Below are 11,239 nucleotides of genomic sequence, written 5' to 3' on the forward strand. Positions count from 1 at the left end.
AGGGCCGGGAGTTATCCCCCCTTCAGCATGGGCCGTAAAAACCGGGCCGTATGGGATTCCTGGTGTTCGGCCACCTGTTCCGGGGTGCCGGTGACCAGGATGCGGCCGCCGCCGCTGCCGCCCTCGGGGCCCAGATCCACGATCCAGTCGGCGGTCTTGATCACGTCCAGGTTGTGCTCGATGATCACCACCGTATTGCCGTGATCCCGCAGCCGGTGCAGCACCTGCAGCAGCAGCTGGATATCGTGGAAATGCAGGCCGGTGGTGGGCTCGTCCAGGATATAGAGGGTCTGGCCGGTGTCGCGTTTGGACAGCTCCCGGGCCAGCTTGACCCGCTGAGCCTCGCCGCCGGAGAGGGTGGTGGCCGACTGGCCCAGACGGATATAGGACAGGCCCACGTCCATCAGGGTCTGCAGCTTGCGGGCGATGGCCGGTACCGGTGCGAAGAAGTCGCAGGCCTCTTCCACCGTCATCTCCAGCACCTCGTGGATGCTCTTGCCCTTGTAGCGGATCTCCAGGGTTTCCCGGTTGTAGCGCTTGCCCTTGCACAGATCGCAGGGCACATAGACGTCGGGCAGGAAGTGCATCTCCACCTTGATCACGCCGTCGCCCTGGCAGGCCTCGCAGCGGCCGCCCTTGACGTTGAACGAGAAGCGGCCCGGCTTGTAGCCCCGGGAGCGGGCCTCCTGGGTGCCGGAGAACAGCTCGCGGATGGGGGTGAAGATGCCGGTGTAGGTGGCCGGGTTGGAACGCGGGGTACGGCCGATCGGGCTCTGGTCGATGTCGACCACCTTGTCCAGCCTGTCCAGGCCGTGGATCACCCGGTAAGGGGCCGGCTGGCTGACGGTGGCCTTGTTCAGCTCCCGGTGTGCCAGTGGGAACAGGGTGTCGTTGATCAGGGTCGACTTGCCCGAGCCGGAGACCCCGGTGACGCAGGTCATCAACCCCAGCGGCAGCCTGAGATCCACCTCCTTCAGGTTGTTGCCGCGGGCGCCGTTCAGTTCCAGCCAATGGTCGCCCGGCGGGGTACGCCGCTCGGGGATGGCGATTAGCTCCCGCCCCGAGAGATAGGCGCCGGTGAGCGAGTCCGGGTTGGCCATCACCTCGGCGGGAGTGCCCTGGGCCACGATTCGGCCGCCGTGCACCCCGGCGCCGGGGCCGATGTCCAGTACATAATCGGCGGCACGGATGGCGTCTTCATCGTGTTCCACCACTATGACGGTGTTGCCCAGATCCCGCAGGTGGGTGAGGGTGGACAGCAACCGTTCGTTGTCCCGCTGGTGCAGGCCGATGCTGGGCTCGTCGAGCACGTACATCACCCCCACCAGGCCGGCGCCGATCTGGCTGGCCAGGCGGATGCGCTGGGCCTCGCCCCCGGACAGGGTCTCGGCGCTGCGCGACAGGCTGAGGTAGTTGAGGCCCACGTTGACCAGGAAGCCCAGTCGTTCCACGATTTCCTTGAAGATTTTGTCGGCAATCTGCGCCTTCTGGCCGGTCAGTTCCATGCGGGTGAAGAAGGCGTGGGCCTCGCCGATGGCCATGTCGGTGACCTGGGGCAGGTTGTGATCGGCTACGAACACGTGGCGAGCCCCTTCCTTCAACCGGGTGCCCTGGCAACTGGGGCAGGCACGGTTGGTCTGGTACTTGGCCAGTTCCTCGCGCACCGAGTTGGACTCGGTTTCCCGGTAGCGTCGCTCCATGTTGTGCAGTATGCCCTCGAAGGGGTGTTTGCGCACCAGCACATCACCCCGGTCGTTCATGTATTTGAACTCGATGCTGGTGCGGCCCGAGCCGTACAGCACCGCCTTCTGGATGTCCTTGGGCAGTTGTTCGAAGGGCTGCTCCAGATCGAAGTCGTAGTGCTCGGCCAGGGATTTGAGCATCTGGTAATAGTAGTAGCTGCGTTTATCCCAGCCTCGTATGGAACCGCCGGCCAGGCTCAGTTCCGGGTTGCTGATTACCTTGTCGGGATCGAAGATCTGCTGTACGCCCAGGCCGTCGCAGCTTTCGCAGGCGCCCGCCGGGTTGTTGAAAGAGAAGATGCGTGGCTCCAGCTCGGCGATGGAATAGCCGCACTCGGGGCAGGCGAAGTTGGCGGAGAACACCAGCGGCGCCTCGTCAGGCCCGTCCATAGCCACCACCGAGGCGATGCCGCCGGACAGTTCCAGCGCCGTTTCGAAGGATTCCGCCAGCCGCAGCTGCAGATCCTCGCGCACCTTGAAGCGGTCTACCACCACCTCGATGGTATGTTTCTTCTGCAATTCCAGGGCGGGGGGATCCGAGAGATCGCACACCTCGCCGTCGATACGGGCACGGATGAAGCCCTGGGCCGCCAGGTTGTCGAGCAGCTTGCTGTGCTCGCCCTTGCGGTTGCGCACCACCGGTGCCAGCAGCATCAGCTTCTTGCCTTCGGGCTGTTCCAGCACCTTGTCCACCATCTGGCTGATGGTCTGGGCGGTGAGCGGCAGGGCGTGGGTGGGGCAGCGAGGCTCGCCCACCCGGGCGAACAGCAACCGCAGGTAGTCGTAGATTTCGGTGATGGTGCCCACGGTGGAACGCGGGTTGTGGGAGGTGGATTTCTGCTCGATGGAAATGGCCGGAGACAGCCCCTCGATATGGTCTACATCCGGCTTCTCCATCAGTGAGAGGAACTGGCGGGCGTAGGCGGAGAGGGATTCCACATAGCGGCGCTGACCCTCGGCGTAGAGGGTATCGAAGGCGAGGGAGGACTTGCCCGAGCCGGACAGGCCGGTGATCACGATAAGCTTGTCCCGGGGCAGTTCCAGGCTGATGTTCTTCAGGTTGTGGGTGCGCGCCCCGCGAACTTCGATTTTATCCATCTGCAGCATGACCTTGGTGTAAATTCGACCGGCTAGTATGGCACTGGATGAATAGACAGCCAAGGGGACAATAAGGATTAATCTTGACAGTGCCTCCGTGCTAAACTAGCCGCCTTTTGATGGTCTTGATGGCGGAAGGATATTCATGAGCGACGAGCAAGGCTTCAGCCCCGGCGAGCGGCGGGCCTCGTTGACCCTGGCGGGCATTTTCGGCATGCGGATGCTGGGTTTGTTTATGATCATGCCGGTATTTGCGCTCTATGGTCAGGATTTGATCGGCTTCTCCCCGTTATGGGTGGGTATCGTCATCGGGGCCTACGGCCTGACCCAGGCCGTGCTGCAGATCCCCGCCGGCTGGCTGTCGGACCGTATCGGCCGCAAGCCGGTGATCTACGCCGGCCTGGGTCTGTTCGCGGTCGGATCCGTGGTGGCGGCCCTGTCCGAGTCGGTATATGGCGTGGCCATCGGCCGGGTGTTGCAGGGCAGCGGCGCCATCGCCGGCGCCATACTGGCGCTGGCCGCCGATGTTACCCGGGAAGAGCATCGCACCAAGGCGATGGCCATTATCGGTGTGTGCATCGGCATTTCCTTCGCCGTGGCTATGGTGGCCGGTCCCCTGCTGGCAGCCCTGTTCGGTCTGTCCGGGGTGTTCTGGACCACGGCCCTGCTGGCGCTGGTGGGCATGGGAATGGTGCGTTTCATGTTGCCCGAGCCCGCCCATCGCGGCCAGATCCGGGATGTGACCGCGGCGCCCGAGCTGTTCGGCCGGCTGCTGAAAGACCGGCAACTGCTGAGGTTGGATTTCGGCATTCTGCTGCTGCATATGACGCTCACCGCGGTGTTCGTGGCCTTTCCGCTCACCCTGCTCGATGCCGGGCTGGCGGCGGAGCGCCATTGGTGGCTGTATTTGCCGACCCTGCTGCTGTCGTTCGTGCTGATCATCCCCTTCCTGATCCTGGGGGCCCGGCGCAATATGAACAAACAGCTGTTCCAGGCTTCCATTTTGGTGATGATGGTGGCATTGGTGCTGATGGCGACGGGCAAGGGGCAACTGTGGCTGCTGGCATTGGCCATGCTGCTTTATTTCACCGCCTTCAACTTCATGGAGGCCTCGCTGCCTGCTTTTTTGTCGATGCTGGCGCCTGCGGGGGCCAAGGGCACCGCCATGGGCATTTATTCCACCAGCCAGTTCTTCGGCGCCTTCCTGGGCGGGGTACTGGGCGGCTTGCTGTTCCAGCAACTGGGGGGGGCCGGGGTGTTTCTACTGGTTGCGTTCAGCATGGCATTCTGGTTCTGGCTGGCGGCGGGCATGGCCAATGTCAGCCAGGTGCGGTCTCATATCCTGCCCATCGGTGTTAATATAGAAAGCAAGGATGTTCGCGAGCAGTTGCTACAGCGGCTGATGGCCCTGCCCGGCGTACATGAAGCCCTGATCATCCCCGAGGAAGGGGCCGCCTATCTGAAGGTGGACGGGAAAATTTTTGAACTGGATCAGGCCCGGCGCCTGATCAACTTGTGAGTACGGAGCGAGTTATGGCCAATAGAGGCATCAATAAAGTCATCCTGATCGGCCACCTGGGCCAGGATCCCGAAGTGCGTTATATGCCCAATGGCAATGCGGTGGCCAATATTACCCTGGCCACCAGCGAGACCTGGCGCGACAAGCAGACCGGCGAGCAGAAAGAGCGTACCGAGTGGCACCGGGTGGTGTTCTTCGGCAAGCTGGCGGAAATTGCCGGCGAATACCTGCGCAAGGGCTCACAGGTCTATGTGGAAGGCCGGCTGCAAACCCGCAAGTGGCAGGATCAGGGCGGCCAGGATCGTTACACTACCGAAGTGGTGGTGGACATGGGCGGCGTCATGCAGATGCTGGGCGGCCGGCCCCAGGGCGGTGGGGCCCCCCAGGGGGGTGGGCAGGGCGGCTGGAACCAGGGGCAACCCTCTGCTGGGCAGCAAGGCGGCCAGGCCGGTTGGGGTCAGCAAGGGGGGCAGCCTCAGGGCGCGCCACAGGGGCAGCCCCAATATGGCCAGCCGAGCCCGCAGCCGGCCGGCAAGCCGCAAAGCCAGCCGCCGGTTTATAATGAACCGCCGATGGACTTCGATGACGATATCCCGTTCTGAGGTTTAGCTCAGGCTGGAGTCATCAATTAAAGAATACAATGCCCTGTTTTTACAGGGCTTTTTATTTTCTAGCGGCGATGCTCCGGATCTTCACGAGTCTTGTTTTTCGGGTTGAGCTACGATAATGGAAAACTCCTGTTGTATCTCCGTCCCAGTGTCTGCGATAACAACAGCATAATAAGGAAAAACCGGGTCATCCGGACTTTATCAGGGATAAGAAATGAAATTTACCAATCAGTTTATTGCCACTATCACTCTGTGCGTGCTGGCGGCCGTGCTGATGGTGCTGGTGGGAGCCGGGATCAGCTTTTACCAGATGGGGACCGCCTATCAGAAGCGGCAGGTGGACGCGGTGGTACGGCTGGTCAATGAAGGCTGGCGGGCCGGTGCCGAACAGCAGGAGAGCATCGATCGCTGGTTGCCCGCGCTGCTGGACGTCAACGACATCATCGACTTTTCGGTGCTGGACGGCCAGCGTACCCTTTATCGCTATCAGTCGGACAATCGGTTGTCGGCCAGCGAGCTGTCTCTGGAGTACCGGCGCAACCTGACGGCGCACCGGGGGCTGAGCGTGCGACTGGTGCTGCGCCCGCCCTTCTATGAGATCGATCACTCCCTGGCGGCGGTGTCGGGACTGACCGCCGCCATCCTGCTGGTGTTTATCGGTTTGCTGTTCAGCCTGCGCTGGTTTCGCCGCCAGCTGCGTGGCGCCGAACTGCTCGATTTACGCGGCCAGTTGATCCTGGACGGTAAACTCGGCCTGCTGCAGCACAATCCCCAGGAAGAATGGCCGCACCATGCCAGCCAGGCGCTGGACAAGTTGATTCGCGATCTGAAAGATGCGGGCAAGGAGCGCAGCCGGTTCGATACCTTTATCCGCGCCAACGTGTTCGTGGACAAGAAAATTCGTATCGGCAACCGGGTGTTCTTCGATAACCGGCTGGACGCGGCGCTCAACGATCCGGCCAGCCATTCCGGCGCCCTGCTGTTGGTGGAGTTACAGGACCTGGAATATATCAACTACAACCTGGGTTACGAGCGGGGCGATGAGCTGTTGTTGTCCGCTTCGGTCTATCTGGGACATTTGATCCGCCGCTATCCCGGCGCCCTGCAGGCCCGTTATACCGGCAACACCTTTGCCCTGTTGTTCCCCAACCTGGTGGAAAGCGAGGCGCTGGAGGCGGCGCGGCAGGTGATGAAGTTGCTACAGCGGCTGCACTGGCCCGATGATATCCGCGAACCGGCACTTTTCATCGGCGGGGTCTGTTTCCGTTTCGGCGAACCGCTGACCCAGGTGGAGGAGGAGGCCGAGCTGGCCCTGCGCAGCGCCGCACTGCAAGGCGGAGATGGCTATTTCATGTATTACAAAGGAGTGACCGAAGAAAGCAGTGGCAAGGGGACGGTACGCTGGCGCACTCTGCTCGGTCGACTGCTGGAGCAGGATCTGGTCAGGCTCGACCGGCAGGGAATCTACACCGGTGAGCATCAGGAGCCGGTGATCTATGAACTGTTGGCCCGGATCCGGGATGAACAGGGGCGAGAACTGTCGGCCGGACACTTTATTCCCATGGCGGAAAAATGCGGCCTGTTGCAGGAGCTGGACAGGGCCATTCTGCTGCGTTGCCTGACCCTGTTGCAGGAAAGCGATCGGCGCTCCACCCTGGCGGTGAACATTTCGGCGGCTAGCCTGCTCAACCGGGGCTTTCACCGCTGGCTGATCTTCGAATTGATCCAATTGCCCAAATCCCAGCTTGCCGAATTGGTGATCGAGTTGTCCGAGGCCCAGGTGAGTCGCCATTTTCAGGCGTTGATCAAGCCGCTGCGGGCGCTCAAGGCGCTGGGTTGCCGGCTGGCGGTGGACCATGCGGGTCAGGACGTGGTCAGTACCCAGTATATCAAGGACTATGAGCTGGACTACCTCAAGCTGCACCCCAGCCTGGTGCGTGACATCGATCACAAGCCGGTCAACCAGATGGCGGCCAGAAGCCTGGTCGGCAACTGTGCCGGAGGCCGGACCCGGGTGATTGCGGTTGGGGTGGAGACCACCGCCGAGTGGGAATGTCTGAACCAACTGGGCGTTTATGCCGGCCAGGGCTATTACTTCGCCCGGCCCGAGCGGTGCGAACTGCTATAGGCCGTCGCGGGCACCCTGCAGACCGCCGGTGTGCAGGAAGATGAGGCGACTGCCGGCCGGGTACATACCGGCTTCGATATCCCGGAACAGCCCCAGCATGGCCTTGCCGCTATACACCGGCTCCAGGGGGACCGCCAGCGCCGAGGCGAGACGGACGATTCGTCCCCGATCTTCGCTGGAGCATTTGGCGTAACCGCCGCCATGATGGTCCAGTTGCAGTCGCCAGCCGTCATCCCCTGCGGCCGGGGGATGCAGTTGTTGCACCGTTGCAGCCAGCCAGCCATGGCCTTTGAGCACCGCGTAGCCGGTGAGGCGTACGCCGGCCGGGCGGGCCGAGAGCAGGCCCGCCAGGGTGCCGCCGCTGGCCACCGGCAGTATCAGTTCATCCGCGACGGGCAATTCCCGCCACAGCTCCGCCACCCCCGGCAGCGCCAGTGGCTCGCTACCGCCTTCGGGGATCAGCCTGTAACCGGGATGACGGTCGGCCAGGGCGGCCAGCCAGCCCGGATCCTGGCGACAGCGGTATTCCGAGCGTTCGACGAACTCCAGCGTCATGCCCCAGCGTCGGGCATCGCTCAGGGTCGGGTTGGTGGCGCTGTGTGGTTCGCCACGTACCAGGCCGACGGTAGGCAGTCCGAGCCGTCGGCCGGCTGCGGCCAGGGCATGCAGGTGGTTGGAGTAGGCGCCGCCGAAGCTGAGCAGGCCACGGGCCTGCTCCGTCAGGGCCTGGCGCAGTACATACTTGAGTTTCCGCCATTTATTACCCGAAATATACGGGTGCAGCAGATCGTCCCGCTTGATGTGCAAGCTGATGCGATGGCGCTCCAGCAGCGGATGGCAGACCTGTTGTAATGGCGAGCGGTTCGTCTGCCGGTACAGTCGTTGCCAGGCATGGAATGAAGACACAAGAAAAAATAAAAAAGGGCGATGAGGGCAAGTGTAAGGAACTTATCACTTTATTAAAACTCCTATCCGCCGGTGGGCGGCTTTAGCTGTGGTTGCGCCTTGCTACGAACTGGCTGCATTGGTAAAGTTAGCCGAATTTTCCGGTTTCTCAATCCAGGATCCCCTTCAGCATATGTTTAAGAAGCTCAGAGGCATGTTCTCCAACGATCTGTCGATCGATCTGGGAACGGCCAACACCCTTATTTATGTCAAAGATCAGGGCATAGTCCTGAACGAGCCCTCGGTCGTGGCCATTCGCCAGGAAAGATCCGGCTCGGCACAGAGTGTTGCCGCCGTCGGTCATGCCGCCAAACAGATGCTGGGACGGACTCCCGGCAACATCGCGGCCATCCGCCCGATGAAGGACGGGGTCATTGCCGATTTCTATGTCACCGAAAAGATGCTGCAGCATTTCATCAAGCAGGTGCACGACAACAATTTTTTCCGCCCCAGCCCCCGGGTACTGGTCTGTGTGCCTTGCGGCTCCACCCAGGTGGAGCGCCGTGCCATCAAGGAGTCCGCCCTGGGCGCCGGTGCCCGCGAGGTCTATCTGATTGACGAGCCGATGGCGGCCGCCATCGGCGCCGGTTTGCCGGTGTCCGAAGCGACCGGGTCCATGGTGGTGGACATTGGTGGCGGTACCACCGAAGTAGCCATCATCTCCCTCAACGGCGTGGTCTACTCCCAGTCGGTACGGATCGGCGGGGATCGGTTCGACGAGTCCATTATCAATTACGTGCGCCGCAACTACGGCTCCCTGATTGGCGAGGCTACGGCTGAGCGCATCAAGCATGAAGTCGGTTCGGCCTATCCGGGAGATGAGGTGCTGGAGATCGAGGTTCGCGGTCGCAACCTGGCCGAAGGCGTTCCGCGCAGCTTTACCCTTAATTCCAATGAAATTCTGGAAGCCCTGCAGGAGCCGCTGAGCGGCATCGTCAGCGCCGTCATGGTCGCGCTGGAGCAGTCGCCGCCCGAGCTGGCATCCGACATCTCCGAGCGGGGCATGGTGCTCACCGGTGGTGGTGCCCTGTTACGGGATCTGGATCGGTTGCTGATGGAAGAAACCGGGATTCCCGTTGTCGTGGCCGACGATCCCATGACCTGTGTGGCCCGTGGCGGCGGCAAGGCATTGGAAATGATTGACATGCACGGCGGGGATCTGTTCCATTACGATTGATGACAAGGCCGGGAGCACCGGCCTGCCTATTCCCTTATGAAACCGATTTTCGGCCGTGGTCCGTCCTTACCTATCCGCCTGGCACTGGCGGTGGTGGCCGCTTTGGCGCTGATTGTCGCCGATAGTCGCTATCACAGTTTTACCGAGGTCAAACTGTACCTCAATTCCCTGGTCAGCCCACTGCAGTATATGGCGAACAGTCCCCGTATCCTGCTCGATTCCGCCTCTACCCAGTTGATGTCTCGCAAGGCCTTGCTGACCCAGTCCCAGCGGATGGAGCAGGAACTGTTTTTGTTGCGGGATGATCTGCTGCGGTTGCGCCACCTGGAACAGGAAAACCAGCGCCTGCGGGATCTGCTTGGCTCTCCGGTTCGCTATGATACCCGCCGTATGGTAGCGGAGATCATGGCGGTGGATACGGACCCCTTTTCCCATCAGGTCGTGATCGACAAGGGCAGCCTGCAAGGGGTATTCGAGGGGCAGCCGGTGCTCAATGAGCAAGGGGTGGTCGGACAGATTGTTTCGGTCGGCAAGACCACCAGCCGGGTGTTGCTGATCACCGACATTAGTCATGGCATACCGGTGCGAGTGGCGCGCAACGACATCAGGGCCATCGCCAGCGGCAGCGGCCAGCTCGACAGGCTGCTGCTGCACAATATCACCCGCAACACCGATATCCGGGAAGGGGACGTCTTGCTCAGTTCCGGGTTGGCCGGGCGTTTTCCGGAAGGCTATCCGGTGGGACGGGTCAGCCGGGTGGGCTATGAAGAAGGCCAGCCTTTTGCGGATATCCGGGTGCAGCCCTTTGCCGCCCTGGATCGCGTCCGTTATCTGCTGTTGCTGTGGCCCGAGGCCAGGGTGATCGATGTGGATGGCCCGGCGTCACCGACGGAGGAGTCCCGATCATGACTGCCTTTTCCCTGAAGGGGCGGCTGGTTATCGGCATCAGCCTGCTGTTGGCGCTGATGTTGTCCATATTGCCGCTGCCGGAACTGATAGCGCCGTTCCGGCCGGACTGGCTGCTGGTGACCCTGATTTACTGGGGCATCGCCCTGCCGCACCGGGCCAATGTCGGTACCGCCTTTTTCGCCGGCCTGCTGCTGGATCTGTTGCTCGGCTCGGTGCTGGGGGTGCATGCCCTGGCGCTGGTGATCCCGGTCTACCTGGCCGCATCTCAGTTCCAGCGCATGCGCAACTATTCCGTGTGGCAGCAGGCCTTCGTGGTCGGCGCCCTGGCCATGCTCAACAAGCTACTGATTTTCTGGGCGGCCTATATGAACCGCGATATCCAGCTTGAGTATCATTATTTCTGGTCCATCGTCAGCAGCATGGTATTCTGGCCCTGGATCTTCCTGCTGCTGCGCAAATGCCGGCGGCAATTCGCCCTGTCGTGAGCCCGTCCATGTCTGCCGTACTTTATCTCGCTTCCGCCTCACCCCGCCGCCGCGAACTGCTGGCCTTGCTGGAGCTGCCGTTCGAGCTGGTGTTGCCCCAGGTTGAAGAACGGCGCCGGCCCGGTGAAACCGCGGCGGAATATGTCCGGCGCCTGGCGCGCGACAAAGCCCTGGCCGGTGCCGCGATGGCTCCCCGGCCGCTGCCGGTGCTCGCCGGCGACACCATAGTGGTGGTGGACGGCGAGGTACTGGAGAAACCGGAGAACGAAGCCGACGGGCTGGCGATGCTGCGCCGGTTGTCGGGCCGCCGTCACCAAGTGATGACCGCGATGGCACTGACCCATGGTGATGACTGCGAGGGGGTGCTGGTGATCACCGAGGTCAGCTTTCGTCCCCTTACCGAGGCGGAAATGGTGCGTTACTGGGCCAGTGGCGAACCGGCGGACAAGGCCGGCGGCTACGGCATTCAGGGCCTGGGCGGACGCTTCGTGGCGCGTATCGACGGTAGCTACAGTGCCGTGGTGGGGCTGCCACTGGTGGAAACCGAGTCATTGTTGCGTCAAGCCGGGGTTTTGTCGGGCTGATCCCCTCTGTTACCGACCATTCTGTGATAGTTTAGAAGCAATTT

Annotated in this window: 9 protein-coding genes; 7 read left to right on the plus strand and 2 right to left on the minus strand. The window is 62.1% G+C overall.

All coding sequences use genetic code 11. The annotated features are described in order from the left end of the window. Positions 1-11: 11 nt before the first annotated feature. On the minus strand, positions 12-2,840 hold the full coding sequence (uvrA, locus tag ACEVBK_RS02830) for an excinuclease ABC subunit UvrA (RefSeq protein ID WP_375057098.1): 2,829 nt from the start codon (positions 2,838-2,840) through the stop codon (positions 12-14). A gap of 145 nt (positions 2,841-2,985) precedes the next feature. Between uvrA and ACEVBK_RS02835 the strand changes: the two genes are divergently transcribed. The 3 genes from ACEVBK_RS02835 (at position 2,986) to ACEVBK_RS02845 (ending at position 7,095) form a co-directional block, all read left to right on the plus strand. Then, complete coding sequence (locus ACEVBK_RS02835) at positions 2,986-4,359, plus strand: MFS transporter (protein WP_375057099.1); 1,374 nt, start codon at positions 2,986-2,988, stop codon at positions 4,357-4,359. 14 nt (positions 4,360-4,373) lie between these two features. Continuing rightward, complete coding sequence (locus tag ACEVBK_RS02840; protein ID WP_375057100.1) at positions 4,374-4,961, plus strand: single-stranded DNA-binding protein; 588 nt, start codon at positions 4,374-4,376, stop codon at positions 4,959-4,961. Between the two features lie 220 nt (positions 4,962-5,181). Next, the gene (locus ACEVBK_RS02845) at positions 5,182-7,095 is read left to right on the plus strand and encodes an EAL domain-containing protein (RefSeq protein ID WP_375057101.1); all 1,914 of its coding nucleotides are present in this window, start codon (positions 5,182-5,184) and stop codon (positions 7,093-7,095) included. Here ACEVBK_RS02845 and ACEVBK_RS02850 read toward each other — a convergent pair. Further along, a complete protein-coding gene (locus tag ACEVBK_RS02850) occupies positions 7,090-8,001 on the minus strand; it encodes a 1-aminocyclopropane-1-carboxylate deaminase/D-cysteine desulfhydrase (RefSeq protein WP_375057102.1) in 912 nt (303 codons plus the stop codon). The genes ACEVBK_RS02845 and ACEVBK_RS02850 overlap by 6 nt on opposite strands. 172 nt (positions 8,002-8,173) lie before the next feature. Here ACEVBK_RS02850 and ACEVBK_RS02855 point away from each other — a divergent pair, with 172 nt between their 5' ends. Genes ACEVBK_RS02855 through ACEVBK_RS02870 form a run of 4 tightly spaced genes read left to right on the plus strand, consistent with a single transcriptional unit; the run spans position 8,174 to position 11,195 of the window. Then, the gene (locus tag ACEVBK_RS02855; protein ID WP_071472502.1) at positions 8,174-9,217 is read left to right on the plus strand and encodes a rod shape-determining protein; all 1,044 of its coding nucleotides are present in this window, start codon (positions 8,174-8,176) and stop codon (positions 9,215-9,217) included. 36 nt (positions 9,218-9,253) lie between these two features. Next, complete coding sequence (mreC, locus tag ACEVBK_RS02860; RefSeq protein ID WP_375057103.1) at positions 9,254-10,126, plus strand: rod shape-determining protein MreC; 873 nt, start codon at positions 9,254-9,256, stop codon at positions 10,124-10,126. Beyond that, the gene (gene mreD / locus ACEVBK_RS02865; RefSeq protein ID WP_375057104.1) at positions 10,123-10,611 is read left to right on the plus strand and encodes a rod shape-determining protein MreD; all 489 of its coding nucleotides are present in this window, start codon (positions 10,123-10,125) and stop codon (positions 10,609-10,611) included. The genes mreC and mreD overlap by 4 nt, the downstream gene beginning before the upstream one ends. An 8-nt stretch (positions 10,612-10,619) precedes the next feature. Continuing rightward, positions 10,620-11,195: a Maf family protein gene (locus tag ACEVBK_RS02870; RefSeq protein WP_375057105.1), complete on the plus strand. Its 576-nt coding sequence runs from the start codon at positions 10,620-10,622 to the stop codon at positions 11,193-11,195. The last annotated feature ends 44 nt before the right edge of the window (positions 11,196-11,239 follow it).

The organism is Zobellella sp. DQSA1 (assembly GCF_041950555.1).
In the GTDB taxonomy this organism is placed as follows: Bacteria; Pseudomonadota; Gammaproteobacteria; order Enterobacterales; family Aeromonadaceae; genus Oceanimonas.